Annotated in this window: 20 protein-coding genes; 10 read left to right on the top strand and 10 right to left on the bottom strand. The window is 68.5% G+C overall.

The features are described from left to right. Nucleotides 1-40: 40 nt before the first annotated feature. Genes ACFV9C_RS37275 through ACFV9C_RS37265 form a run of 3 tightly spaced genes read left to right on the top strand, consistent with a single transcriptional unit; the run spans nucleotide 41 to nucleotide 3,242 of the window. Nucleotides 41-826 carry a carbohydrate ABC transporter permease gene (locus ACFV9C_RS37275; RefSeq protein ID WP_380201325.1) on the top strand — a complete coding sequence of 262 codons (786 nt, stop codon included), beginning with the start codon at nucleotides 41-43 and terminating at the stop codon, nucleotides 824-826. Further along, nucleotides 823-1,692 (top strand): carbohydrate ABC transporter permease, encoded by an 870-nt coding sequence (locus ACFV9C_RS37270; RefSeq protein WP_380201323.1) that lies wholly within the window; start codon nucleotides 823-825, stop codon nucleotides 1,690-1,692. Before ACFV9C_RS37275 ends, ACFV9C_RS37270 begins: the two co-directional genes overlap by 4 nt. A gap of 8 nt (nucleotides 1,693-1,700) precedes the next feature. Then, nucleotides 1,701-3,242, top strand: a complete 1,542-nt coding sequence (locus tag ACFV9C_RS37265; protein ID WP_380201321.1) for a glycoside hydrolase family 13 protein — start codon at nucleotides 1,701-1,703, stop codon at nucleotides 3,240-3,242. Here the strand turns inward: ACFV9C_RS37265 and ACFV9C_RS37260 are convergent. From ACFV9C_RS37260 to ACFV9C_RS37235, 6 genes are all read right to left on the bottom strand, one after another. Next, on the bottom strand, nucleotides 3,235-5,448 hold the full coding sequence (locus ACFV9C_RS37260) for a heavy metal translocating P-type ATPase (RefSeq protein ID WP_380201319.1): 2,214 nt from the start codon (nucleotides 5,446-5,448) through the stop codon (nucleotides 3,235-3,237). The two genes, ACFV9C_RS37265 and ACFV9C_RS37260, sit on opposite strands and share 8 nt — an antisense overlap. Next, on the bottom strand, nucleotides 5,432-6,418 hold the full coding sequence (locus ACFV9C_RS37255) for a hypothetical protein (protein WP_380201317.1): 987 nt from the start codon (nucleotides 6,416-6,418) through the stop codon (nucleotides 5,432-5,434). Before ACFV9C_RS37255 ends, ACFV9C_RS37260 begins: the two co-directional genes overlap by 17 nt. Further along, complete coding sequence (locus tag ACFV9C_RS37250) at nucleotides 6,415-6,636, bottom strand: heavy-metal-associated domain-containing protein (protein WP_380201315.1); 222 nt, start codon at nucleotides 6,634-6,636, stop codon at nucleotides 6,415-6,417. The genes ACFV9C_RS37255 and ACFV9C_RS37250 overlap by 4 nt, the downstream gene beginning before the upstream one ends. Before the next feature lie 42 nt (nucleotides 6,637-6,678). After that, on the bottom strand, nucleotides 6,679-6,975 hold the full coding sequence (locus ACFV9C_RS37245; RefSeq protein ID WP_380201313.1) for a metal-sensitive transcriptional regulator: 297 nt from the start codon (nucleotides 6,973-6,975) through the stop codon (nucleotides 6,679-6,681). Between the two features lie 215 nt (nucleotides 6,976-7,190). Continuing rightward, a complete protein-coding gene (locus ACFV9C_RS37240) occupies nucleotides 7,191-7,640 on the bottom strand; it encodes a VanZ family protein (protein ID WP_380201311.1) in 450 nt (149 codons plus the stop codon). A gap of 220 nt (nucleotides 7,641-7,860) precedes the next feature. Further along, complete coding sequence (locus ACFV9C_RS37235; protein ID WP_380201309.1) at nucleotides 7,861-10,266, bottom strand: YfhO family protein; 2,406 nt, start codon at nucleotides 10,264-10,266, stop codon at nucleotides 7,861-7,863. 195 nt (nucleotides 10,267-10,461) lie between these two features. Between ACFV9C_RS37235 and ACFV9C_RS37230 the strand changes: the two genes are divergently transcribed. Beyond that, nucleotides 10,462-11,439 carry a glycosyltransferase family 2 protein gene (locus ACFV9C_RS37230; RefSeq protein ID WP_380201307.1) on the top strand — a complete coding sequence of 326 codons (978 nt, stop codon included), beginning with the start codon at nucleotides 10,462-10,464 and terminating at the stop codon, nucleotides 11,437-11,439. Between the two features lie 16 nt (nucleotides 11,440-11,455). On the opposite strand, the gene ACFV9C_RS37225 is transcribed toward ACFV9C_RS37230, so the two are convergent. Then, nucleotides 11,456-12,535 carry an ABC transporter ATP-binding protein gene (locus ACFV9C_RS37225; protein WP_380201305.1) on the bottom strand — a complete coding sequence of 360 codons (1,080 nt, stop codon included), beginning with the start codon at nucleotides 12,533-12,535 and terminating at the stop codon, nucleotides 11,456-11,458. Between the two features lie 223 nt (nucleotides 12,536-12,758). Between ACFV9C_RS37225 and ACFV9C_RS37220 the strand changes: the two genes are divergently transcribed. Beyond that, a complete protein-coding gene (locus ACFV9C_RS37220) occupies nucleotides 12,759-13,778 on the top strand; it encodes a LacI family DNA-binding transcriptional regulator (RefSeq protein WP_380201303.1) in 1,020 nt (339 codons plus the stop codon). A 60-nt stretch (nucleotides 13,779-13,838) separates the two neighbouring features. Here the strand turns inward: ACFV9C_RS37220 and snpA are convergent, their stop codons facing one another. Together snpA and soxR are read right to left on the bottom strand one after the other, a co-directional pair. Beyond that, entirely contained in the window at nucleotides 13,839-14,510 is a 672-nt protein-coding gene (gene snpA, locus ACFV9C_RS37215) for a snapalysin (RefSeq protein WP_380201301.1), read from the bottom strand. Between the two features lie 370 nt (nucleotides 14,511-14,880). Continuing rightward, entirely contained in the window at nucleotides 14,881-15,357 is a 477-nt protein-coding gene (gene soxR / locus ACFV9C_RS37210) for a redox-sensitive transcriptional activator SoxR (RefSeq protein ID WP_380201299.1), read from the bottom strand. Between the two features lie 341 nt (nucleotides 15,358-15,698). Between soxR and ACFV9C_RS37205 the strand changes: the two genes are divergently transcribed. Beyond that, on the top strand, nucleotides 15,699-17,819 hold the full coding sequence (locus ACFV9C_RS37205) for a DEAD/DEAH box helicase (protein WP_380201297.1): 2,121 nt from the start codon (nucleotides 15,699-15,701) through the stop codon (nucleotides 17,817-17,819). Nucleotides 17,820-17,951: 132 nt separating this feature from the next. Here ACFV9C_RS37205 and ACFV9C_RS37200 read toward each other — a convergent pair whose 3' ends face one another. Further along, nucleotides 17,952-19,040 (bottom strand): aminotransferase class V-fold PLP-dependent enzyme, encoded by a 1,089-nt coding sequence (locus tag ACFV9C_RS37200; RefSeq protein ID WP_380201295.1) that lies wholly within the window; start codon nucleotides 19,038-19,040, stop codon nucleotides 17,952-17,954. A 116-nt stretch (nucleotides 19,041-19,156) separates the two neighbouring features. Between ACFV9C_RS37200 and ACFV9C_RS37195 the strand changes: the two genes are divergently transcribed. Genes ACFV9C_RS37195 through ACFV9C_RS37180 form a run of 4 tightly spaced genes read left to right on the top strand, consistent with a single transcriptional unit; the run spans nucleotide 19,157 to nucleotide 25,522 of the window. Then, the gene (locus ACFV9C_RS37195) at nucleotides 19,157-22,309 is read left to right on the top strand and encodes a penicillin acylase family protein (protein ID WP_380201293.1); all 3,153 of its coding nucleotides are present in this window, start codon (nucleotides 19,157-19,159) and stop codon (nucleotides 22,307-22,309) included. Nucleotides 22,310-22,324: 15 nt separating this feature from the next. Next, entirely contained in the window at nucleotides 22,325-22,894 is a 570-nt protein-coding gene (locus tag ACFV9C_RS37190; protein ID WP_380201291.1) for a YbjQ family protein, read from the top strand. Continuing rightward, a complete protein-coding gene (locus ACFV9C_RS37185; protein WP_380201289.1) occupies nucleotides 22,884-24,233 on the top strand; it encodes a GH1 family beta-glucosidase in 1,350 nt (449 codons plus the stop codon). The genes ACFV9C_RS37190 and ACFV9C_RS37185 overlap by 11 nt, the downstream gene beginning before the upstream one ends. Then, nucleotides 24,230-25,522 carry an MFS transporter gene (locus tag ACFV9C_RS37180; RefSeq protein WP_380201287.1) on the top strand — a complete coding sequence of 431 codons (1,293 nt, stop codon included), beginning with the start codon at nucleotides 24,230-24,232 and terminating at the stop codon, nucleotides 25,520-25,522. The genes ACFV9C_RS37185 and ACFV9C_RS37180 overlap by 4 nt, the downstream gene beginning before the upstream one ends. Nucleotides 25,523-25,605: the final 83 nt, after the last annotated feature.

Genomic DNA, 25,605 nt, shown 5'->3' with positions numbered 1-25,605 from the left:
TGGGGCGTTGATTTGTTTTGCGTTGTTCTCCTGGTATCCGATGGTGCGGGAGATCGTGCTGAGCTTTCAGCAGAACAACTTCGTGGACCCGGGGAAGTGGGTCGGGTTCGACAACTTCACGACGGTGTTCACGGACCCGGCGTTCGGGGTTGCCTGGTTGAATACGGCGGCGTTCAGTGGGCTGGCGTTGGTGATCGGGTACGCCGTGCCGTTCGTGCTGGCCGTCGTACTCAACGAGCTGAAGCACGCGAAGGCGTACCTGCGGTTCGTCGTCTACCTGCCGGTGATGCTGCCGCCGGCGGTCGCCGTACTGCTGTTCAAATGGTTCTACGACCCCGGCTCGGGCCTGTTCAACCAGGCGCTCGGCGTCGTGCACATCCCGCCGCTGAGCTGGCTCGACTCCACGAGTACGGCGCTGATCAGCCTGGTGATCGTGTCGACCTGGATGAACCTCGGCACCGGCACGCTGATCTACCTCGCCGCGCTGCAGAGCATCCCGGGTGAGCTGTACGAGTCCGCCGAGCTGGACGGTGCCGGGCTGCTGAAGCGCGTCCGGCACGTGACGATCCCGCAGACCAAGCTGATCCTGTTGGTGATGCTGCTCCTGCAGATCGTCGCGACCATGCAGGTCTTCATCGAGCCGTACCTGCTGACCGGCGGCGGTCCGGAGAACGCGACTGTCACCGTGGCATATCTGATGTACCAGTACGCGTTCAACTTCGGCGACTTCGGCGGCGGGTCCGCGCTCGGCCTGATGCTGATGGTCGTGTTGCTGGTGTTCTCCACGATCTACCTGCGGGTGTCCCGCGAGGAGGCCGAACGATGAGGACCCTGGTATCACCCCTCACGCTCCGCACCCCCCGTGGCCGGATCGTCTACTGGACGGTCCTCACGCTCACTGTCACCGGATTCACCGGGGCGTTCGTGTTTCCGCTCTACTGGATGGTGACCGGCGCCCTCAAGTCACCCGACGAACTCGCGCAGATCCCACCGAGCTTCTTTCCGAAGACGCTGGATTTCCAGGTGTATGCCGACGCGTGGGAGCAACTGCAGCTCGGGGTCTTCCTGAAGAACACCGTGCTGTACGCCGGGGGCGCCTGGTTGTTCACGCTTGCCGTCGACGTGACGGCGGCGTACGCGCTGTCGAAGCTGCGGCCGGTGCTCGGGAAGCTCGTGCTCGGGGCGATGCTGGCGACGTTGATGATCCCGCCGATGGTGTTGCTGCTGCCGATGTACCTGGTGGCGAAGGACGTGCCGATCCTGCACGCGGACCTGCTGAACACCCCGTGGGCGATTTGGTTGCCGGCGGCAGCCAACGGATTCTTCGTGTTTCTGCTGAAACGCTTCTTCGACTCGATCCCGAAGGAACTGCTGGAGGCGGCGGAGATCGACGGTGCGTCGCCGTTCCGCATCCTGTGGTCGATCGTGCTGCCGGTCTCCCGGCCGATCATCGGCGTGGTGTCGATCCTGTCGGTGGTCACGGTGTGGAAGGACTTCGTCTGGCCGCTGCTGGTGCTGCCGGAGACCGGCAAGATGTCGATCAGCGTGGGGATCGCGTCGTTGTCCGCCCAGATGCCCCAGAACGTCCTGATCGCCTCGCTGGTCATCGCCAGCCTGCCCACCATCCTCGTCTTCTTCATCTTCCAGAAAAACATCATGTCCGGCCTCACCGCCGGAAGCCTCAAAGGTTAAGGAGTTCTATGGCCGGCGAATGGTGGCGTGGGGCTGCTATTTATCAGGTGTATCTGCGGAGTTTCGCGGACGGGAACGGGGACGGGATCGGGGATCTCGCCGGGTTGCGGGCGCGGTTGCCGTACCTCGCCGACCTGGGCATCGACGCGATCTGGCTGAACCCGTGGTACCCGTCCCCGATGGCCGACGGTGGGTACGACGTGGCGGACTACCGGGCGATCGACCCGGCGTTCGGGACCCTGGCCGAGGCGGAGGCGTGCATCGCCGAGGCGCACGCCCTGAACATCCGGACCATCGTCGACATCGTCCCGAACCACGGATCGGACCAGCAGGACTGGTTCAAGCAGGCCCTCCAGGCCGGACCAGGCGCACCCGAGCGCGACCGCTTCCTCTTCCGCCCCGGCAAGAACGGTGGTCCACCCAACGACTGGCAGTCGATCTTCAACGGCCCCGCCTGGACCCAGGTCGCGGACGGCGAGTGGTACCTGCACCTGTTCGCCCCGGAGCAGCCCGACTTCAACTGGCGCAACCCCGAGGTCGTCGAGGAGTTCCACGACATCCTGCGGTTCTGGCTGGACCGCGGCGTCGACGGCATCCGCATCGACAGCGCCGCTGTACTCTTCAAGGACCTCGACAGTACGGCGGAGTCGTACACGGACCACGACGACGTCCACGAGGTGTACCGCGGCTGGCGGCGGATCTCCGACCGGTACGACGACCGGTTCTTCGTCGGTGAGATGTGGATGCCGGACCAGGAGCGGTTCGCGCTGTACCTGCGACCGGACGAGCTGCAGACCGCGTTCAACTTCGACTTCCTGTCCCGCCCGTGGGACGCCGCTGAACTGCGCGCCTCGATCGACCTCACGCTGTCGACCCACGTCCCGATCGGCGCCCCGCCGACCTGGGTCCTCTCGAACCACGACGTCACCCGTCCGGTGACGAAGTACGGGCGATCCGACACGTCGTTCTCGCACCAGGACCGCAAGCACGGGATGCCGACCGATCTGGTGCTGGGCGAACGACGGGCCCGGGCGGCCGCACTGCTGGCGATGGCGCTGCCTGGCGGGTTGTACGTCTACCAGGGCGAGGAGCTCGGTCTGCCCGAGGTCGAGGACCTGCCTGACGACGTACTCCAGGATCCGATCTTCCGGCGGTCGAACGGCGCCGACCGGGGGAGAGATGGTTGCCGGGTGCCCCTACCGTGGTCGGGGCAGGAGCCTCCGTTCGGCTTCGGAACTGGGTCCTCCTGGCTTCCACAGCCTGCCGACTGGAAGAACCTGACGGTCGAATCTCAGCTCGATGACCAGAACTCGATGATGTCCCTGTACCGCACCGGGCTGCGGTTGCGGCGGGAGTTGCTCGGGGACGGGAGTCTGTCGTGGGTCGAGTCCGACGACGATGTGCTGGCGTTCCGGCGGGAGCGGTTGCTGTGTGTTACGAACTTGAGCGGTGACGCCGTTGACCTGCCGCCGTACGAAGAGGTGCTGATTTCCAGCATCCCCCTCGACGGCGGCAGGCTTCCGAGTGACGCGACCGTTTGGCTCAGGTGAGCGGCTTGAACCGCCGCAGCCGCAGGCTGTTCGACACCACGAAGACCGAGCTGAACGCCATCGCGGCGCCGGCCAGCATCGGATTCAGCAGGCCGGCCGCGGCGAGCGGCAGGGCGGCCACGTTGTAGGCGAACGCCCAGAACAGGTTGCCCTTGATCGTGCGGAGCGTGCTGCGGGAGAGCCGGATGGCGTCCGCGGCCGCCCGCAGATCGCCGCGGACCAGCGTCAGGTCGCTCGCCTCGATCGCGACGTCGGTCCCGGTGCCCATGCTCAGGCCGAGATCCGCCTGGGCGAGGGCGGCCGCGTCGTTCACGCCGTCACCGACCATCGCGACCACGCGACCCTCGTCCTGCAGCTTCTTCACCGCGTCGACCTTGCCCGCCGGCAGCACCTCGGCGATCACGTCGTCGATACCGACCTCGTTGGCCACCTTCGTCGCGACGGCCTCGTTGTCGCCGGTCAGCAGCACCGGCCGCAACCCCAGCTCGCGCAGCTGCCGGATCGCCTCCACGGACGTCGGTTTCACGGTGTCCGCGACGACCAGCACGGCTCGGGCCTCACCGTCCCAGCCGACCGCGACCGCCGTACTGCCCTCAGCCTCGGCATGTTCCTTCGCGTGCGCCAGCTCGGAAGGCAGGTGCTGGCTCCACTCCTCCAGCAACCGCGTCCGCCCGACCAGTACGGCGTGCCCGTCGACGATCCCCTGCACACCAAGGCCTTCGACGTTCCCGAAGTCCTCGACCTCTGGCAGCTTGCCCTCGGCCGCCGCGGCCCGCGCCACGGCCTGCGCGATCGGGTGCTCGCTCGAGTGCTCGAGCGCCCCGGCCAACCGCAGTACCTCGGACCGCTCCTGACCGGGAGCCAGCAGTACGTCGACCAGCTCCATCCGGCCCGTGGTGACCGTGCCGGTCTTGTCGAGTACGACGGTGTCGACCCGGCGCGTGGACTCCAGCACCTCCGGCCCCTTGATCAGGATGCCCAGCTGCGCGCCCCGACCCGTACCGACCATCAACGCGGTCGGCGTGGCCAGACCCAACGCACACGGGCAGGCGATGATCAGTACGGCGACCGCGGCCGTGAACGCGACCCCCACCGGCGAACCGTTGCCCAGCCAGAACCCGAGGGTCGCCAGCGCCAGCCCGATCACGATCGGCACGAAGATCCCGGACACCTTGTCGGCCAGCCGCTGTACGGCGGCCTTCCCGTTCTGTGCGTCCTCGACCAGCCGCGCCATCTGCGCCAGCTGGGTATCCGCGCCGACTCGCGAAGCCCGCACCACCAGCCGGCCGCCGGCATTGACGGTCGCGCCAACGACCGCGTCCCCGGCGCCGACCTCGACCGGCACCGACTCGCCGGTCAGCATCGATGCGTCGATCGCGCTGCTGCCGGTGACGATCACGCCGTCGGTCGCGACCTTCTCGCCGGGCCGGACGACGAACTCGTCACCCACGACGAGCTGGTCGGCCGGGATCCGCGTCTCGGTTCCGTTCCGCAGTACGGCGACGTCCTTCGCGCCGAGCTCGAGCAGTGCCTTGAGCGCGGCGCCCGAGCGGCGCTTCGCCCGTGCCTCGAAGTACCGCCCGGCCAGGATGAACGTGGTGACACCGGCCGCGACCTCGAGGTAGATCTCCTCGGCGCCGCCGCCCCGGGACGGGATCAGCGTGAACGGCATCTTCATCCCGGGCGCACCGGCCGAGCCGAGGAACAGCGCGTACAGCGACCACAGGAACGCGCTCACCACACCGAGTGAGATCAGCGTGTCCATCGTGGCGGCGCCGTGCCGCAGGTTCGTCCAGGCGGCCTTGTGGAACGGCCAGGCCGCCCACGTCACCACCGGGAACGCCAGCGTCAGCGACGCCCACTGCCACGAGTCGAACTGCAGCGCCGGGATCATCCCGAACGCGATCACCGGGACCGCGAGCACGATGCTCGCGGTCAGCCGCTGCCGCAGTGGCTTCAGCTCGTCCGGTGCCTCGGCGGACGGTTCGACAGCCGGCGACGGCAGCGCCGCCGTGTACCCGGTCTGTTCGACCGTCGCGACCAGATCGTCGGTGGAGATGTCCTCCGCGAACGTCACCTTCGCCTTCTCGGTGGCGTAGTTGACGGTCGCGGTGACACCGTCCATCCGGTTCAGCTTCTTCTCGACGCGGGCGGCGCAGGAGGCGCACGTCATCCCGCCGATGATGAGCTCAACGGACTGGCTCATGCTCGTGTGCCTCCTCTGCTCCAGTGTGCGTCGGTACGGCGGCCGGCGGCGTGATCGTCGTACCGGTCGAGTCCACCTGCACCGTGAACTCCGCGGTGTGGACGGTGCCGCCGTGCTGGAAGTCCAGGAACAGGCTGTACGTCCCCGCGGTCGGGAAGGTGGTCGCGAACTTGATCTCCGGGCCGCCCTTCGCCCCCGGCTCGGCATGCTCCGCCGGGTGGTTGTGCAGGTAGGCCAGGTCGCCGCCGCGCAGCGACACCAGGTGCCCGAAGGCGCCCAGGTACGGCTGCAGATCGGTGACCGGCTTGCCGTCCTTGCTGACCTTGAACGTCAGCTCGGACTCCTTGCCCGCGACGGGCGTGCCCGCCAGCGTCACGTCGTACCCGTGGAAGCTGTACACGCTCGCCGGCTCGGCGACCGGGACCGGGACGTACATCCCGGTGACGTTGACGTCCGTACCGAGCGTGATCGTGCTGTCGTGCCCGGCCGGCTGGAAGTCGGCGTACAGCCGCCAGGTCCCGCCCGCCGTGAACGTGAACGGGATGCTCCACGTCCCGTCCGCCGCCAGCACCGGATGCACGTGGTGGAACCCGGACAGGTCCCGCCGTACGACGATCAGGTGCAGGTCCTTCTCGTGGGTCTTCGTGTACTTCGTGATCGGCTTGCCGTCCGGCCCTTGAATCGTGAAGCGCAACTCCGTCTGCTGCTGCCCGGTGAAGAACGTCTTCACCGGCGCGAACGTGTACCCCTGATCGGACACCGCCAGCCCGGGCACCTGCCCGCCGGCGTCGTGCCCACCGTGTGAGCCTTGCTCCATTCCACCCATCTCCTCTCCGTGCGCGGGGGCCGCGGAGGTGTCGTCGGCCGCCGCGATCGGGTCGACCGCGGACCCGATGCCGAACGCCGCCCCGAAGGCGAGCGCGAGCGCACCGGCGAACGCGCCGAGCCGGAGCGCGGCGGCCCGGTTCACGACCCCGCCAGTTCGTAGCCCGCCTCGTCGACGGCATCCCGTACGGCGGACTCGTCCAGCCCGGCCTCGCTCGTCACGTGCACCGCGGAGGTGCCACCCGCGACGAGATCGATCCGCACCTCCTGGACCCCGACCAGCTTGCTGATCTCCTCGGTCACCGCGGAAGTGCAGTGCCCACAGGTCATACCGGACACGGAGTAGGTAGTGGTGGTGCTCATATCAACGCTCCTTGCTCGAAACGGGTTGTGATGTGGAGGCGCTCAGCTACGAACGAGCCGGGCGATCGCCTCGGATGCCTCGCGAACCTTCTCGTCGGCCACCGGGCCGCCCTTCTGCGCGGCCTCGACCACGCAGTGCGACAGGTGCTCGTCGAGCAGCTCCAGCGAGAACGACTGCAGCGCCTTGGTGGCCGCCGACACCTGGGTCAGGATGTCGATGCAGTACTGGTCCTCCTCGACCATCCGCTGCAGACCGCGAACCTGCCCCTCGATCCGCCGCAGCCGCTTGAGGTGGCTGTCCTTCTTGGCGGTGTACCCATGCACGTGTTCGCTGGTCATCTCGCGTCCCTCTCCTCGCTCAGCTACCCCTCGGGGGTATCTCCACGCCCATGAAGTTACCCCCTCTGGGTATCGAACGCAAGTACCGAACGAATACCACCTGGGGGTAAGAGTCCTGGGGACTGCGAACAAGCTATGGGGTCCGGCAACAAGCCATAGCCTGTCGCCCGACACCACGGGGTATGCACAGTCCCGCCCGGCGACCGGTTATGCACTCACCGGCGAGCCAGCGCGTGACGGACGCCGATGCTGACGGCTGTGGCGACCATGCACCCGGTGATGTTCAGGAGGACATCTGTGATGTCTCCGGCGGTGCCCAACGGCGTAAAGGCCTGAAGGCATTCGATCAAGAACGACAGAAGAAGCGCGCCGGCCGACGACATCAGCACCAGCCGGCCCGCCGACGCGTGCCTTGCGATCCACACGAGCAACAAACCGGCCGGGACGAAAAGCAGCAGGTTCACCAGGTTCTCGATTGCCGGTGCCGCACTCTGCGCTCCGAAGGGCACCCAGTTGAAGTAGCTGCCCCGGGTGGGATCGTGCGGTCGGTCTCCGAGCGTCACCAGTAGGAGACCGACGAACCAGAGGCCGAGGCAACTCCGTGCCAGCCGCGCCGCCTGGTCGCCCAGCCCCCGCCGGTCCAAACGGTGCAGCCGTAGCAGCACCCACACAACGAACGCGAGGGCACCCACGGCCCCGGGAGCAATGAGATTGGTGGGAATCACGGGTACCTGAGGACTTCCGTGCCGCCCGTTAGCCGACCGTCGATGAACACGGTCCTGATTCGAACACAGAACCCGCAATCCGTCGCCTGCTCCTGCCGCGAGTCACACGCCCCACCCGCAGCCGCCAGCGGAGCGACCGGAGCATTCGGGGGGATTGACATCAGGTCGTGCGTCGGCGGCGGCGTACGGCTCCTATGCCCGCGATTCCGAGGGTCAGTACGGCGGCGGCCGCGGCGATGGCTAGGCCGCGGCGGAGGCCGGGTGGGGTGAAGGTGCAGGCGACCTGGGTGGCGCCGTTGGCGAGGGGGACGGCCATCAGGCCGCCGAAGTCGCTGGGGACCTGGTTACTGCCGCCGGCCTTGCAGGACCAGCCGTCGATCTTCGGTACGGCGATCACCGCCCACCCCTTGCTCCCCGCCGGCAACGTCGCGCGCAGCGAATGCCCGCCGGCCTGCACATCCGTAGCACCCGTAGTGCGCAGCGTCTTCATAGCCTTCTCCAACGCCGTCGGGCTCAGGCACCCGATCGCGTTGTGCGGCGGAATCCCTTGCGGATCTTCGCCGAAGTTGACCTCGATCAGCACGATCCCGGACTTCGGCACCGTGCCCAGCTTGATCATCGCGCTGCTGGTGTTGATCCCGGGCCGCCGAGTCGAGCTCAGCTCGTGCCAATCCCCACCATCCAGCCGCGCTCGCCCACCAACGCGCGGCATGAACAGGTACGCCGTACTCGTCGGCGCGCAAGCCGCAACCAGCTTCACATCCCCGGTGGCGAACCGAGTCCCCTTGTAGTCCGGCACCTGGTAAACCGTCGACCCAAGCAACCGCTCCTGCGCCGCGTAAGCGTTCGGCGCATCCGTGTCGACAGGCACCGCCGGATCCAGCCGCCGCCGTACCGTCACCAATGGCGGCACCGTCGCCTTGCTGATGTGCGGGTCCCCGCCGATCAGCCGCATCCGGGCGCCGACCGAGAAGATCGCGTCGGTGACCGGGTTGTCGAGGGTCCGCGACGCCCGCCCGTACCCGGACCAGCCGAACCCGAGGCTCGTCATCATCTGGTTCACGGAGTACGGCAGCAGGCTGCTGTACAGCCCCGCGCCCTGCCCGCCGAGCAGCATCGGGTCGTTCGGTACGGTCGCCGTTCCCGCCTCGGTCCGGTACTTCGGCCAGTCGCCGGCCGCCCGGATCGCCTTGTACTGCGCGGTTTGCGGATCGCCCCAGGCCGCGGCCGACGAGCTGAGCATCTTCCCGCGGTACTCGTCGGTGACGACCGCGCTCCACGTCGCTTCCAGGGCGACGACCGCGAGCAGTACGGCGAACGCCGCCGCCACCGGCACCCGCCGCGGCCCGGGCTTCCGGCGCAGCAGCCAAATGGTGCCGAACGCAACCAGAGCGACCGCTCCGGAAACGCTCAGCGCCGTCAGCCAGTGTTCCTTCAGCAGCGGGCTGCCGTCGGAGACGTACGCGATCACCGCGAGCAGCGCGCCGCCGCCGAGCAGCGCGAGCGGCCCGGGCAGCTTGTGCGCGACCGAGATCCACGCGACCGCGACGAGCAGACCGCAAAGGACGAACGCCTCCCGGTACTGGCTGCCGTTCGGGGTGTCGAACGCGTGCCAGAACTCCTGCGTCGGCGCCCACCGGAACGTCAGCGCGACGCCGACGATCGTGATCACCCAGACGATCTTCGACCGCCACGGCACGAACTTGTTGAACGGCATCGTCAGCGCGAGCAGCAACGCGAGCGTGCCGACGTACAGGCTGGCCGTCTTGCCGACGCCCTCGGTCAGCGGCAGCAGCCGGGACAGGAACACGTCGATCGCGGACGGGTGGAAGTTCCCGGACGGGGACGGCGTTGCGGCGCGGTTGGCGAGGATGATCGGTAGCAGGATGGGCGCGATCAGACCCATACCGAGCGCGAACGACACGCCGTGCCGGACCAGCGACCGGAGTCGCAGGGACCAGCTCAGGTCGCTGCTCAGCAACCGGGCGAGCAGGTAGATCCCACCCGCGAACGTTGCCATGTAGGCGGTGTAGAAGTTGGACAGCCAGAAGACGGCGACCACCAGCACGCTCAGGATCCGGTTGGTGCGGCGCAGTGACCATTCCGCGACCAGGAAGAACATCGGCAGGGCGATCAGGCCGTCCAGCCACATCGGCACGTAGGATCCGTCGTCGAGCGCCCAGCCGCAGACGCCGTACGAGATGCCCAGCATCGCCGCGACCCACCGAGGGCCCGGACGCATCCTGAGCAACGCGTAGGCCATCGCGGCGGCGGCGAGGCTGAGCTTGAGAGTGGTAATGACGAAGACAGCGAGGTCGACCCGGTCGCGCGGAAACAGGCCCACCAGCAGGGACAGTGGGCTGCCGAGGTCGACGCCGAGGTCGGCCCAGAAGCCGACGCCGAACGCGCTCTGCCAGTTGAACAGCAGGTCACCCTGGGCCTGGCCGTGCAGGACGTCCCAGAGGTGGGCGAAGAAGGGGACGTACTGCGTGCCAAGATCGTTGGTACTGCGGGACAGCGAACCGAAGGGATAGGTACCGCGGATGATTCCGGAGGCGATGAACACCGCCGCCACCCCGACAGCGGCGACGCCGGCAGGGAGTAATGCCGAACGCCCCCGTGGGGCCTGTTGTTCGACAGCGTCCTCGGAAACCACTGGCCGCCCCTTCGTTCCGATCGTTCGGCCGCCAAAGCTAGCGGGTAGTACTGGTCTGGACAAGAATCGCACCATGGTCTATGGACGGGGCGGGCGGGGACAACGATGCGCTTGAGTCTGGTGGTGCCGTGTTACAACGAGGTCGAGGTGATCTCCCGGTTCCATCAGGCACTGAGCCGGGAGCTCGCCGGGACCGGCCGTCCCTACGAGATCGTCTATGTCGACGACGGTAGTGCTGATGGGACGCTCGACGCCCTGGTCGGGTTGGCAGCCACCGACGAGTCGGTGAGATACCTCTCGTTCAGCCGGAACTTCGGCAAGGAGTCCGCGATGCTCGCGGGTCTCCGGTACGCGACCGGTGACGCCGTGGTGATCATGGATGCCGACCTGCAGCACCCGCCGGAGCTGATCGGCCGGATGCTCGAGGAGTACGAGCGCGGGTTCGACCAGGTGATCGCCCGGCGGAACCGGACCGGCGACCCGGCCACCCGGACGCTGTTCTCGCGGGCGTACTACTGGCTGATCAACAAGTGGGCCGACGTCGAGCTGATGGACGGCGTCGGCGACTTCCGGCTGCTGTCCCGGCGCGCGGTCGACGGGCTGCTCGAGCTGAACGAGTACAACCGGTTCTCGAAGGGCCTGTTCGCCTGGATCGGGTTCGAGTCGATCCTGTTCGAGTACGACAACGTGCAGGCGCCGGCGGACCGGAAGAGCCGGTGGACGTTCCGGCGGCTGCTCGAGTACGGCCTGGACGGGCTGCTCTCGTTCAACAACAAGCCGCTGCGGGCGGCGATCTACATCGGCCTGCTGCTCACCGCGGTCGCCGCCGGGTACGCCGTGTGGGTCCTGGTGGCGGCGATCCTGCACGGGGTCGACATGCCCGGGTACGTCACGCTGATCGCGGCGATCACCGGCCTCGGCGGACTGCAGATGGTGATGCTCGGGCTGATCGGCGAGTACATCGGGCGGATCTACTACGAGACCAAGAAGCGCCCGCACTACCTGCTGAAGCAGACCAACATGGACCCGGCGGACCGCCTGCAAAAGCCACCGGCCCCGGGTGAAGTCACCCGAGGCCGGTAGCGAGTACTGCTGAGGATCAGGCGGTCAGCCGCTCCTCGGTGGAGGTGGAGAACAGGTGCAGCTTCTCCGGGACCGCCGCGAGGCGGACCGTGGAGCCCTTCTCGACCTGCATGCGGGCGTCGATGCGGGCGACGATCTGCTGGCTCTCACCGTCGTGCTCGGCGGTGCCGTACAGGTACGCGTCCGCGCCGAGCTCCTCGACCACGGCGACCTTCACCGGCACGCCTTCGTCGGCGACCTTGAAGGCCTCCGGGCGAACGCCCACCGTCAGGGTCTTGTCGCTGCCGGCCTTGGCCAGCAGGTCGCGGCCGATCGGGATCACGTAGTCACCGAACTTGGCGCCGCCCTCGGCGATGTCGGCGGTCAGCAGGTTCATCGCCGGCGAGCCGATGAAGCCCGCGACGAACTTGTTCTTCGGGTTGTCGTACAGGTTCAGCGGGGTGTCGACCTGCTGGAGCAGACCGTCCTTGAGGACCGCGACCCGGTCACCCATGGTCATGGCCTCGACCTGGTCGTGCGTGACGTACACGGTCGTGACCCCGAGGCGCTGCTGCAGCTCGGCGATCTGCGTACGGGTCTGCACCCGCAGCTTGGCGTCGAGGTTCGACAGCGGCTCGTCCATGAGGAAGACCTGCGGGTTACGGACGATCGCGCGGCCCATGGCGACACGCTGACGCTGACCACCGGACAGCGCCTTCGGCTTCCGGTCGAGGTACTCCTCGAGGCCGAGCAGCTTGGCGGCCTCCATGACGCGCTTGGCGCGGTCTTCCTTGGAGACACCCTGCATCTTCAGCGCGAAGCCCATGTTGTCGGCGACCGACATGTGCGGGTAGAGCGCGTAGTTCTGGAACACCATCGCGATGTCCCGCTCTTTCGGCGGACGGTGCGTGACGTCGCGGTCGCCGATGTAGATGGCGCCCTCGTTGACCTCTTCGAGGCCCGCGAGCATCCGGAGCGAGGTGGACTTGCCGCAACCCGACGGGCCGACGAGCACCATGAACTCGCCGTCCTCGATCTCGAGGTTGAGCTTGTCGACGGCGGGGGTGTCACCACCGGGGTAGATCCGGGTTGCCGCCTTGAACGACACAGTAGCCATGACTGATCTTTCCCTTCACCGGCAGGAACGTGCCGGACGATCCGAGTAAAGGTTCTCCTCCGGGCGGGGGAGTCCGCCTATCCTCGCCCGGCCCCACTCGTCCTGACAAGGTTTGTGGGGTGTGATGTGTCCATTCTGTTCACGGAGTGGACACCGGCCCGCAGGCTGCAAGTTCTTGCAGGATCTTGCTGAAATGTCAGCCTCGCCTCTGTACAGTGCCCGCGTGAGCAGTAGAGCGCGGCTGGCGGACATCGCGGCCAAGGCGGGGGTCAGCGAGGCGACGGTCTCCCGGGTGCTGAACGGCAAGCCGGGGGTCGCGGAGGACACGAAACAGTCCGTGCTGACCGCTCTCGACGTCCTGGGGTTCGAGCGGCCGGCGCGGTTGCGGCGGCGGTCGGCCGGGCTGATCGGGCTGGTGATGCCGGAGCTGATGAACCCGATCTTCCCGGCGTTCGCCCAGGTGATCGAGTCGGCGCTGTCGCAGCGCGGGTACACCCCGGTGCTGTGCACGCAGTCCCCGTCCGGCGCGACCGAGGAGGAGTACGTCGAGATGCTGCTCGAGCGCGGCGTCTCCGGGATCATCTTCGTCTCCGGTCTGCACGCGGACACCGGCGCCGACCACGAGCGGTACCAGGCACTGGTCGAACGCCGGCTCCCGGTGGTGTTCGTGAACGGCTGGCTGCCGTCGGTCGAGGCGCCGTTCGTGTCGTCCGACGAGTACGCCGCGATGGAGCTCGCGGTGTCCCATCTCGTTGCCCTCGGCCACCGCCGGATCGGGTTCGCGTCCGGGCCGGAGCGGTTCCTCGTCGTCCAGCGGAAGCTGGCCGGTTACCGTACGTCGATGAAGGCCCAGCTGGGGTTGTCCGACGACGACCTGGACCCGATGGTCGCGCTCAGCATGTTCGGCGTCGAGGGCGGCGAGGCGGCCGCCCGCCAGCTGCTCGACGCCGGCGTCACCGCGGTCGTCTGCGGCTCCGACATGATGGCCCTCGGCGCCATCCGCGCCGCCCGCCAACGCGGCCTCTCGGTTCCCGGCGACATCTCCGTGGTCGGCTACGACGACGCTCCCATGATGGAGTTCACCGACCCACCCATGACCACCATCCGCCAGCCGGTCCAGGCGATGGGCCTCGCCGCCGTCCAGTCCCTCCTCGAAGAGGTCCGCGGCCACGCCACCCCCCACACCGAATTCCTCTTCCGCCCCGAACTGGTAGTCCGCGGCTCCACCGGCCCGGCCCGCTGAGAACAGGCTCCGGCCCGGGGCCGTCCCCTGCCGGGCGGCTCCGGGCCGGAGGTCTGTGGGTTACTTGGAGAGGTGGAACGGGGTGATGGTGCTGTTGAAGCCGTTGGCCCAGAGCTGGTTGACCTTGGAGCGTTCGGTGCTGTCGGGGTACGGGTTGGTGCAGGACGGGCCGGGGCCGCCGCCGGACATCAGTTCGGAGCAGGGGCCGGAGTAGTGGTCGGGCAGGCCGAGGACGTGGCCGGTCTCGTGGGCGACGATCCGGGTCTTGTCGTACTGCCCGGCCTGCGTGTAGTCGATGAATACGTATCCACTGCCGTGCCCGTCGGTCGACGCGTACGAGCCGCGGGAGTCGTTGCCCTCGGTGTAGTAGAAGTCGTAGTTGCTGCCCTCGGCGAGCTTCACGTTGCTCACCGACGAGTTCCAGATCTGTGCGCTGGAGGCGATCTGGGACGCGAACGTCGGGGCGTCGACGGCGTACGTCACGGTCACCGCGGTGACCTTCCGGCCCTTCGCGGCCTGCTTGGCCATCTTGGCGCGGGCGGACTTCATCACGGCGTCGTAGAACGCCTTGCTAGCGGCCTCGTCCTGGGGCGAGCCGACGTACGCGGCGCGGGATGCGGCGGTGGACACGTTGGTGGGCGCGGCAGTCGAGGGGGACGCTGCGAGCGCGGGGACGGCCAGCGCGGCGGCGGCGAGCCCCGCGAGACCGGACAGGATACGGCGATACGACATGGAGGCCTCACTCCGAAATCGGTGGCGGATAGCGACGGGCGGATTACCGATCGCCACATTCGGATGCTGCCAAGAACTCCACCCCTCGCGCATCGCCTGCCGCGAAACCCTGGGGATAACCCGCGCTTCAGCAGGACCGTTCTATGCCGGTCATAGCGGCGACGTTATGAGGAACACCCGCAGATCCCCCGCGATCCACTCCGGGTAGGCGTGCTCTACCACTTCGCGTCGAAGCAGAAGCTGGTCGAGGCCGCACACGAGCACCTGGTGTCGACGCTGGTGGCCTCGGTTGGTGCAGCGGTGGAGGAGGCGCGGCCGGTGGACGGTGTGGCGAGTTGGTCGTCGGTGTGGTGGAGTGCGGGCTGCTGGCCTAGCTCTCGCCGGGGATGCCGACGTTCAGCAGCCGGGCGCCGGGGCCGCGGGTGGAGAGGCGGTCCTCTTTGTTGTAGAGGTTGCAGCGTTGCAGGCTCAGGCAGCCGCAGCCGATACAGGTGTCGAGGTCGTCGCGGAGCCGCTCGAGCTCGGCGATCCGGTCGTCGAGACGGCTGCGCCACGACTTCGACAGCTTGCTCCAGTCGGCCCGGGTCGGCGTCCGGTCCTCGGGCAGCGAGTCCAGCGCGTTCCTGATCTCGGCGAGCGCCAGCCCGACCCGCTGCGCGGCCTGCACGAAGGCGATCCGGCGCAACGTGCTGCGCTGGTACTGCCGCTGGTTGCCGGCGGTACGGCGGGACGCGATCAGGCCCTGGTCCTCGTAGAACCGCAACGCCGACGCCGCCACTCCGGACCGCTGCGCGATCTCCCCGATCGAGAGCCAGTGCTCCTTGCTCGGAACGTTCTCCTCCGACATACCGCCACAGTAGATCGGTGCTCCAAACACTCAAGCATGCTTGAAGTGTGGGAGGGGACCAGTGCGGCGGCTGGTCTGCTGGTCGGGGCGGTCGTCACGATCGGTTATACTTTTGTGGTGTCGGTGCGCGCGTCGCGTCACCAGAGATGTTCCCAGGTGCTCCGACCCGTCGGTTTCAGCATCCCGCTGAGAACTCCGGCGACATGGGTGCAACGCGATAGCACCCGCAGGTCGATGCCCGTCTCCTGCTGAGTACGTAGTCCGGTCATGATTTCGTGACCGGCGCTCACGTGCGGCTGCGATCCGGCGCCCCTCGTCCGTGAATACGAGAGAGAGTTTGCGTGACCCAGCACCACCAGTTCGACGCCGAATCCGCCGACGGGCGGGACAAGAAGCCCCGGCACAAGAAGCACCAGAACCAGTCGTACGGCGAGCGGATGGCCGCGGAGCCGACGTTCGAGGCACCCCGGGAGAACGGCCCCGTGAAGGGGTACCGCTCCGAGCAGCCCCGCGCCGACCGAGGCCAGCGCCCCAACGACCGCAACCGCGACGACCGTCCGGCGTACAACCGCGACGACCGGCCGCAGTACAACCGTGCCGACAAGCCGCAGTACAACCGCGACGAGCGTCCGCGGTTCAACCGGGACGATCGTTCGTCCTTCAACCGTGGTGAGAAGCAGCCGTTCCGCCGTGATGATCGTGGTGGCGACAGTCGGCCGACGTACAACCGGGACGACCGCTCGTCGTACAACCGGGACGAGCGTCCGCGGTTCAACCGCGATGACCGTTCGTCCTTCAACCGTGGTGAGAAGCAGCCGTTCCGTCGCGATGATCGTGGTGGCGACAGCCGTGCGCGGTACGACCGGGACGAGCGGCCGCAGCACACCCGCGACGACCGCTCCTCGTACAACCGGGACGACAAGCCGGCGTACACCCGGGATGAGCGTCCGCGGTTCAACCGGGACGACCGGCCGCAATACAACCGGGACGACCGGCCGCAGTACAACCGGGACGAGCGGCCGCAGTACGACCGGGACGAGCGTTCGGCGTACCGGCGGGACGAGAAGCCGTTCGTGCGGCGTGCGTCGCAGGACGCCCGGCGGGGCGAGCCGATTCGCTCCGAGGAGCCGGTCGACCTCGGCACCGTTGCCGAGGACAACCAGTTCGCCGCGCTCGGGCTGGCCCCGCGGCTGGTCCAGCGGCTGGCCCGGGACGGCATCACGTCGCCGTTCCCGATCCAGGCGGCGACCATCCCGGACGCGCTGGCCGGCAAGGACGTGCTCGGCCGTGGGCAGACGGGTTCCGGCAAGACGCTCGGCTTCGGTCTCCCGACGCTGATGCGGCTGGCCGGCGGCCGGACCGAGTCGCGCCGTCCGCGCGGCATGATCCTGGTCCCGACCCGTGAGCTCGCGATGCAGGTGCACGACGCGCTCGAGCCGCTGGCGCACGTGATGAACGTGTCGCTGAAGCTGATCGCCGGCGGCCTGCCGTACCCGAAGCAGATCGAGTCGCTCCGGCGCGGTGTCGACCTGCTGATCGCCACCCCGGGCCGGCTGATCGACCTGTGCGAGCAAGGCGCGGCGGACCTCGGCGCGGTCGAGGTCGCGGTGCTCGACGAGGCCGACCACATGTGCGACATGGGCTTCATGCCGGCGGTCACCACGCTGCTCGACATGACCCCGCCCGAGGGCCAGCGGCTGCTGTTCTCCGCGACCCTGGACAACGACGTCGACAAGATCGTGAAGACCTACCTGAAGGACCCGGTGCAGCACTCGACCGAGTCCGGCCAGGCGACGGTCACCACGATGGAGCACCACCTGCTGGTGATCGAGCCGGCGCACAAGCAGTCGCTGACGGCGGAGCTGGCCAGCCGGGACGGGCGGACCATCGTGTTCGTCCGTACCAAGCTCGGCGCCGACCGGATCGCGACCCAGTTGCGCGACCGTGGCGTGATGGCCGCGGCCCTGCACGGTGGTCTCACCCAGGGCATGCGGAACCGGACGCTCGACCAGTTCAAGGACGGTTCGGTCCCGGTGCTGGTGGCAACGGACGTCGCGGCCCGCGGCATCCACGTCGACGACGTCGGCCTGGTCGTCCAGGCGGATCCGCCGGCGGAGCACAAGGACTACCTGCACCGTGCCGGTCGTACGGCGCGCGCCGGCGGCAAGGGCGCCGTCGTCACGCTCGTGCTGCCGCACCAGCGGCGCGGGATGATCCGGATGGCCGAGTCCGCGGGCGTCAAGGCCGAGCCCGTGCGGGCCCGTCCGGGCGACGAGCTGGTCACCGAGCTGACCGGCGGCACCAAGCCGTCCGGTTACCCGGTGAAGCTGCCGGTGCCGAAGCCGCGCGGCAACAAGGGTGGCGGCCGCCGCTTCGGCAGCGCCCGTCCGGGCGGCCGCGGCAACGCCCCCCGCCGCAACGGCGGCCCCCGCCGTACCGACGGAAAGTCCTACCAGCACTGAGTCCCGCCGTTTCAGGGGTCAACCACTGAGGCTGTCCCTTGACCCGCTGCATGCCGGCGGTCAAGGGACAAGGCCGGAGGTTGACCCCTGAAACGTACGGGCCGGCGGTACTGCGGACCCTGGCCGGGGTGGTCAGGTGAGGACGGCCCAGAGCCGGGCGAGGACGGTGGCGATCTCCTCGGCGTCCAGCGGGACCAGCTCGAGCATCAACTCGTCGTCGGCCACCCGGTCGGTCATCACGTAGATCGGCGGCGAGCCGGCCTCGAGCTCGGTGGCGACGCGTTTGGCGTCGTCCACCTTCAGCAGCACCCGGGACACCTGCAGGCCGGCCGGGTCCGGCTCCGCCGTGACCACCACGCCGGGGATCCGCGACACCGCGGCCACGAACGCGTCCACCTTGGCGCGTTCGTCCGCCTGCCATTTCACCCGGTCGATCGCCTGCCACTCCTCGAGCGCCGCGAGTACGCCGACGATGGCCTCCTTGGTCGGCTTCATCACCCGCCCGATGCCCTTGTCCTGGGCCCGGACCGCCTGCACCAGCGGCCAGGTCCCGGCCACCAGCCCGGCGGTCGGTGAACCGAGGTACTTCTGCCCGCTGACCAGCACCAGGTCGGCGCCGGTGGCGAGCAGGTCCGCGATCTGCGGGAACTGCGCCGCGCCGTCGATGATCGCCGGTACGCCGCGCCGGTGCGCGGCCTTGATCGCCGCCGCCAGGTCGATCGGCTCGCCCCGGGTCAGCCGCGACGACACCAGCATCAGGCAGGCGACGTCCGGCCCGTCGAGCTCGGCCTCCAGATCGGCGAGCGTGCAGCTGTCCTCGTCGCCGGCGAGATCCACCTGCGCGCCGGACAGCCGGATGCCCTGCAGGTTCGAGTGGCCGTAGTCGACCACGTGGCAGGCCGGCAGGACGACGCGGTTGTGCATGTCGGTCGTGTCGGGCAACGCCGCCGTACGGCGTGGGTCGCCGCCGGTCATCGTGGCCGCGACCGCGAGCGTGATCCCGGCCGCGGTGCAGTGCACGACGGCGCCCGCGGGTGCGCCGGTGATCTGCGCGATCGCCTCGCTCGCCCGGTCGCGCAGTTCGTCCAGCACGAAGAACTCGGGCAGCGCCTGGGCGACGGCGGCCGCGACTCCGTCAGAGCTCCGGGACACCCCCAACGGCGTGTACGTCCCCCTGGCGTTGATCACCACACTCAATCGATAACGATCGTGGATGCTCATGGTGTTGCTGAGCGTAGTGGTCACGGACCGCAATTGGCGAGAGTCTGTCGGTGGCAAGTTCTTGACCTGAAGCTACTCGTGAGTCATTCTCACTTTTACCGACCTGAGGAGGGACCGTGCCCCGCCCCGCACTTCGCACCCGCCTTCGCGCCTCGGCAGCCGTTGCCGCTGTCGTCGCCGTTCTCGCCGCCCTGCCCGCACCGACCCAGGCGGCGCCGCAGGCCGTTGCCGCGGGCCCCACAGATTATTGCCTTGGGCAATGTCGTGACATCCTGCCGCCGGGCCAGAACGGCAGCGCGACGTTCACGGATCTCCTTGCTTTCAAGGCGTTGGGGGTCCGTCCGCCGCACTTCAGCGACAGCCTGAAGCCGTACCAGGACCTGGTCTGGAACTCGCAGGGCATGACCGACGACGGCCTTGCGCCGTACTACGACGACTCGTCGTTCGGGGTGAAACCGGACGACGTCGCGAGCACGGTCCACCCGCGCGGCGACGTGACGATCGTCCGCGACAAGTCCCGCGGCATCCCGCACATCACCGGCACCACGCGGCTCGGCACGATGTTCGGTGCCGGGTACGCCGGCGCGCAGGACCGGCTGTTCGTGATGGACGTGTTCCGGCACCTCGGCCGCGGGCAGCTGACGCCGTTCGCGGGCGGTGCCGCGGCGAACCGCGAGTTCGAGCAGGAGTTCTGGCGGACCGCGCCGTACACCGAGGCCGATCTGCAGCGCCAGTTCGACGACGCCGCCACGCTGTACGGCGCCGACGGCGTGAAGATGCAGCAGGACATCCAGGCCTGGGTCGACGGCGTCAACCACTACATCGACACGGTCGGCATCGGCTACCCCGGTGAGTACGTCGCGCTCGGTCTGCAGTGGCCGACGCCGCACTGGAAGGTGACCGACGTGGTCGCCACCGCCGCCGTCGTCGCGGGCATCTTCGGCACCGGCGGCGGTTCCGAGGTCACGTCGGCGCTGGCGCTGCTCGAGGCGCAGGCGAAGTACGGCGTTGCCGAGGGCACCAAGGTGTGGGAGTCGTTCCGTTCGCAGAACGACCCCGAGGCCAGTACGACGGTGCACAACGGGACGACCTTCCCGTACGGGACCACCGGGCCGAACCCGCCCGGTCGCGCGATGCCGGACCGCGGCTCGGTCACCGCCGAGCCCGAGGTGATCGACCAGACCGCGAACAAGACTGCGGCCGCGAAACCGGCACCGGCCGGATCCGAGGCGCTGAAGGGAATCTTCGACAAAGGCCTGTTCCCGGAAGGCTTCGGAAAGAAGGGAATGTCGAACGCACTCCTCGTTTCCGGCGCGCACACCCAGTCCGGAAACCCGATCGCGGTCTACGGCCCGCAGACCGGGTACTTCGCGCCGCAGTTGCTGCTGCGCCAGGAGCTGCAAGGCCCGGGCGTCAGCTCCCGCGGGATCGCGTTCGCCGGCTTGAACTTCTACACGTTGATCGGCCGTGGCCCGGACTACTCGTGGAGCGCGACGTCCGCCGGGCAGGACATCACCGACACGTTCGCCGTACCGCTGTGCGAACCCGACGGCGGAACGCCGACGAAAGCCTCGCAGTACTACGTCTTCCGTGGCCAGTGCGTGCCGATCGAGCGGCTCGAACGGCACAACTCGTGGTACTCCAGCCTCGGGTCCTCGGAGCCGGCCGGCTCGTACACGTTGGTTGCCCTGCGCACCAAGTACGGCATCGTGACACATCGCGGAACGGTCGGCGGCAAGCCTGTTCTCTTCACGAGGGACCGGTCGACGTACGGGAACGAGGCGGGGTCGGCGCTCGGGTTCATGCAGTTCAACGACCCGGACAGGATCCACTCGGCCGCCGACTTCCAGAAGGCCGCGGCGAACATCGGGTACACGTTCAACTGGTTCTACACGGACAAGAACTCGATCGCGTACTTCAACTCCGGCGACAACCCGGTCCGGGCCGACGGCGCCGACCCGAACCTGCCGACCTGGAGCACGTACGAGTGGAAGGGCTGGAACCCGGACACGAACCGCGCGACCTACACGCCGCCGGCGCAGCACCCGCAGGTCGTCAACCAGGACTACCTGACCAGCTGGAACAACAAGCAGGCGCCCGGGTACTCCGCCTCGGACGGGCAATGGGGATACAACGCGGTCTACCGCAGCCAGCCGCTCGACGACCGGATCAAGGCCGTCATCGACAGCGGGCAGAAGTTCACCCGCGGCAAGCTGGTCGAATCGATGGAGGACGCTGCCACCGTCGACCTCCGCGGCGACCAAGTTCTGCCGTACCTGCTGCGCGTTCTCAAGTCGGCCCCGATCACCGACCCGGCGGTCGCCGACGCGGTGAACAAGCTGACCGCGTGGCAACAGTCCGGCGCGCACCGAAAGACCCCCAACGCAAACTCCCGCACCTACGACAACGCCGACGCGATCCGCATCCTGGACGCCTGGTGGCCGCTGCTGGTCCCGGCCGAGTTCAAGGACCTCGGGCCGGACCTCTACAACTCGCTGACGGCCAACCTGAAGATCGACGAGCGACCGAGCGCGCAGGGCTCGTCCTTCCAGAGCGGCTGGTGGGGCTTCGTCCAACGGGACATGCGCAAGGTTCTGGGCGATCCCGTGAAGGCGTCGCAGCCCGTCACGTACTGCGGCGGTGGATCCCTCGCGGGCTGTCGTTCGGTCCTGACGGACACCTTGCTGGCGGCAACCAAGGTGCCGGCGAGTACGACGTACCCGGCGACCGCGGACTGTGCAGCGGGGGACCAGTTCTGCGCCGACCAGATCGCGCACAACCCGATGGGCGGCATCACCCAGGACCGGATCGCGTGGGTGAACCGGCCGACGTACCAGCAGGTGGTGGAGTTCCCGGCGAAGCGCGGCGACGACGTGAGCAACCTGGCGGCCGGGAGAGCCGCGACCGCGAGCAGTTACGAGAAGGGCTGGTACAACTCGCCGCCGGCGCAGGCGGTCGACGGGAAGCTCGACACCCGGTGGGCGAGCGACTGGTCGGATCCGCAGTGGCTGAAGGTTGACCTCGGCAACGAGCAGACGATCGGCCGGGTGGTGCTGGATTGGGAGGCGGCGTACGCGAAGGGGTACCGGGTCGAGGTGTCGCGGGACGGGGCGACGTGGCAACAGGTGTACGCGACGACGGCCGGGAACGGCGGGGAGGACGTGGTCCGGTTCGCGGCGACACCGGCTCGGTACGTGCGCGTCACCGGGACGCAGCGGGCGACGTCGTACGGCTATTCGCTGTATGAGTTCCAGGTGTTCCGATGGTGATGCCAGGATGAGTGCATGACACAGAACTTTCCTCCGAACCAGCCGTATCCGCCGCAGCAGCCGGGCTACCAGCAGGGTCCGCCTCCCGGGTACCAGGGCCCGCCGCCCGGGTACCAGCAGGGGCCGCCCCCCGGGTATCAGCAGGGCGGGTATCAGCAGCCGGCGCCGTCCAACGTGCCGCACGTGGCGCCGCAGGGTTCGCCGTACCCGGTGCTGGTCTCGACGATGAACGACCTACCCGGGTACACCGCGGAGAAGGTGTTCGGCGAGGTGTTCGGGCTGACCGTGCGGAGTCGCGACTTCGGGTCGAACTTCACCGCGAGCTTCCGGTCGCTCGGCGGCGGCGAGGTGCCGGAGTACACCCAGATGCTGGCCGAGTCCCGGCACGTCGCCGTCCTGCGGATGTGCCAGATGGCGCAGCAGATGGGCGCGAACGCGATCCTCGCGATGCGGTTCGACTGCAACGAGATCGCGAACACGATGAGCGAGGTGGCCGCCTACGGTACGGCGGTCGTGGTGCAGAAGGTGGAGCCGCCGCGGGTACAGGACTCCAAGCCTGATGAGGATGATGCGAATGACAGCTGATCTGACGTTTCCGCCCGGATTCCGGTGGGGTGTGTCGACGTCGGCGTACCAGATCGAGGGTGCCGTGGCCGAGGGCGGTCGCGGCACCTCCACCTGGGACACGTTCTGCGCCACGCCCGGCAAGATCCTGAACGGCGACACCGGAGCGGTCGCGTGCGACCACTACCACCGGTACGCCGAGGACGTCGCGCTGATGCGGGAACTGGGCGTGGACACGTACCGGTTCTCGTTCGCGTGGCCGCGGATCCAGCCGACCGGGAGCGGACCGGCGAACGCGGCCGGGCTGGACTTCTACGACCGGCTCGTCGACACGCTGCTCGGCGCCGGGATCCAGCCGGCGCCGACGCTGTTCCACTGGGACACGCCGCAGCCGCTCGAGGACGCGGGCGGCTGGCTGAACCGCGACATCACCGAGCGGTTCGCGGAGTACGCCGCTCTGCTGGGCGCCCGGTTCGCGGATCGGGTGCCGTTGTGGATCACGATCAACGAGCCGATGGTGCTGACGTTGATGGGGTACTCGCTCGGTGCGCACGCGCCCGGGAAGGAGCTGCTCTTCGACGCGCTACCGGTCGCGCACCACCAGCTGCTCGCCCACGGACGCGCGGTGCAGGCCTTGCGTGCCGCCGGGGCTTCGCAGATCGGGATCGCGTCGAACCACGCGCCGACCTGGCCGGCCAGCGACAGCGCCGAGGACGTCGAAGCGGCCGGTTTGTACGACAACCTGATCAACTGGATGTTCGCCGATCCGATCATCCTCGGCGAGTACCCGTCAGGGATCGGCGACGGGATGCCCGGGCCGGTCGCGGACGATCTCGCGGTGATCTCGACGCCGCTCGACTTCTTCGGGATCAACCACTACGCGCCGGTGTCGGTCGGCGCGGCCACCGGGCAGGGCGACACGGCCGCGACCGACGGCGTACAGCTGCCGCCTGGTCTGCCCTTCGAGCCGCGGACGCTGCCCGGATACCCGGCCACGGACTTCGGCTGGCCGATCGTGCCGGACGCGTTCGGCGAGATCCTAAGGACCTTCAAGCGGCGGTACGGCGACAAGCTGCCGCCGATCTACATCACCGAAAACGGGTGCGCGATCAACGACGGGGTGTCGGACCGGCGGCGGATCGACTACCTGGACGGGTATCTGCGGGCGCTGAAGGTGGCGATCGACGACGGGATCGACGTGCGCGGGTACTTCCAGTGGTCGTTGCTGGACAACTTCGAGTGGGCGGCCGGGTACTCGCAGCGGTTCGGGCTGGTGGACGTCGACTTCGAGACACAGAAGCGGACCCCGAAGGAGTCGTACTTCTGGCTGCAGGCCCTGATCGCTCAGAACCGCAGATGATTCCCGAGGGGGAGGAGCCGCTCGCCGGCGTGCACCCCACGTCGCCCGCCGCGGCTGCGTGGGGCGCTGGGGATGCGTTGGCGGAACCGACGGTGCGGGTGCGGGGTGGGTGGACCGCCGCCGTCGTACTGGCCAACGTAGGCGTGTTCGCGGCCTGGCTCGGGCCTATCCAGGTGCTGCTGGCGAAGCAGTCCGAGGCGGTTGCTCCGGGCAACAAGGAGTTCGTGTTCGGGCTGGTGACCGGGGTCGGCGCGGCGGTATCGGTGGTCGCGAACCCGGCGTTCGGGGCGATCTCCGACCGTACGACGTCACGACTGGGTCGACGGGTGCCGTGGGTGATCGCCGGTGCCGTTGGTGGCGCCATCGGTCTGGGAATCCTGTCGGGCGCCCGGGTGATCGCGTTGATGCTGATCGGCTGGTGCCTGATGCAGTTGTTCGGCAACGCACTCCTCGCGGCGGCGACCGCGGTGATCCCTGACCGGGTGCCTGTCGCGCAACGGGGGGTCGTGGGCGGCTGGGTCGCCATCTCCCAGGTCCTCGGCGCCCTGGTCGGAACGGCCCTCGCGGCGTCCTTCAACAACTACACCCTCGGGTACGTCGCCTGCGCCGCCTTCCTCCTGCTGTCCGTCGTGCCGTACCTACTGCGCAGCCACGACCAGCCGTTGACGGAACGTCCGGCGTTCGTCCTCCCCGACTTCCTGAAGAGTTTCTGGATCAGCCCGCGCCGTTACCCGGACTTCGGCTGGGCCTGGCTGACCCGGTTCCTCTTCAACGTCGGTAACGCGCTCGGCACGCTGTACCTCTTCTACTACCTCCAGGACGAGGTCGGCGTCACCGACCCGGACACCGGCGTACTGATCCTGACCGCGATCTACAGCGTCTGCGTGCTGACCACCGCGATCACCTTCGGCCGTTGGTCGGACCGTTCCGCTCGCCGGAAGATCTTCGTCAACGTCTCCGGCTGGGTGATGGCCGTGGCCGGCGTGATCCTCGCCGTCTGGCCGACCTGGACCGGCGCGATCACGGGCGCGATCGTCCTCGGCGCCGGCTTCGGGGTGTACCTGTCCGTCGACTTCGCCCTGCTCACCGAGGTACTCCCGAACGCCCGCGACCGCGCCAAGGACCTCGGCGTCATCAACATCGCGAACTCGCTGCCGCAAGTCCTCGCCCCGGTCATCGCCGCCCCGATCGTCAAACACCTGGGCGGCTACCCGGTCCTCTACCTCTTGGCCTCCGCCGTCACCGTCCTGGCGGGCGTCCTCGTCACCCGGGTCCGCTCCGTCGCTTGACTGGACAGCGCCTGGGGTGGCCCGGCCAACAAAAAAAATTTGGGGGGGCCCCCCCGGTTTTTAAAATGAGGGGGGCCCCCCCC

The organism is Kribbella sp. NPDC059898, from assembly GCF_042730855.1.
Classification (GTDB): domain Bacteria; phylum Actinomycetota; class Actinomycetes; order Propionibacteriales; family Kribbellaceae; genus Kribbella.
The sequence above is the reverse complement of the archived record's forward strand: the minus strand, read 5'-3'. Positions and strand labels throughout refer to the sequence as shown.

Coding starts and splice junctions, on each gene's coding strand:
- ACFV9C_RS37275 (WP_380201325.1), top strand. CDS start 41: ATGGTGCGGGAGATCGTGCTGAGCTTTCAGCAGAACAACTTCGTGGAC.
- ACFV9C_RS37270 (WP_380201323.1), top strand. CDS start 823: ATGAGGACCCTGGTATCACCCCTCACGCTCCGCACCCCCCGTGGCCGG.
- ACFV9C_RS37265 (WP_380201321.1), top strand. CDS start 1,701: ATGGCCGGCGAATGGTGGCGTGGGGCTGCTATTTATCAGGTGTATCTG.
- ACFV9C_RS37260 (WP_380201319.1), bottom strand. CDS start 5,448: ATGAGCCAGTCCGTTGAGCTCATCATCGGCGGGATGACGTGCGCCTCC.
- ACFV9C_RS37250 (WP_380201315.1), bottom strand. CDS start 6,636: ATGAGCACCACCACTACCTACTCCGTGTCCGGTATGACCTGTGGGCAC.
- ACFV9C_RS37245 (WP_380201313.1), bottom strand. CDS start 6,975: ATGACCAGCGAACACGTGCATGGGTACACCGCCAAGAAGGACAGCCAC.
- ACFV9C_RS37230 (WP_380201307.1), top strand. CDS start 10,462: ATGCGCTTGAGTCTGGTGGTGCCGTGTTACAACGAGGTCGAGGTGATC.
- ACFV9C_RS37225 (WP_380201305.1), bottom strand. CDS start 12,535: ATGGCTACTGTGTCGTTCAAGGCGGCAACCCGGATCTACCCCGGTGGT.
- snpA (WP_380201301.1), bottom strand. CDS start 14,510: ATGTCGTATCGCCGTATCCTGTCCGGTCTCGCGGGGCTCGCCGCCGCC.
- soxR (WP_380201299.1), bottom strand. CDS start 15,357: ATGTCGGAGGAGAACGTTCCGAGCAAGGAGCACTGGCTCTCGATCGGG.
- ACFV9C_RS37200 (WP_380201295.1), bottom strand. CDS start 19,040: ATGAGCATCCACGATCGTTATCGATTGAGTGTGGTGATCAACGCCAGG.
- ACFV9C_RS37190 (WP_380201291.1), top strand. CDS start 22,325: ATGACACAGAACTTTCCTCCGAACCAGCCGTATCCGCCGCAGCAGCCG.
- ACFV9C_RS37185 (WP_380201289.1), top strand. CDS start 22,884: ATGACAGCTGATCTGACGTTTCCGCCCGGATTCCGGTGGGGTGTGTCG.
- ACFV9C_RS37180 (WP_380201287.1), top strand. CDS start 24,230: ATGATTCCCGAGGGGGAGGAGCCGCTCGCCGGCGTGCACCCCACGTCG.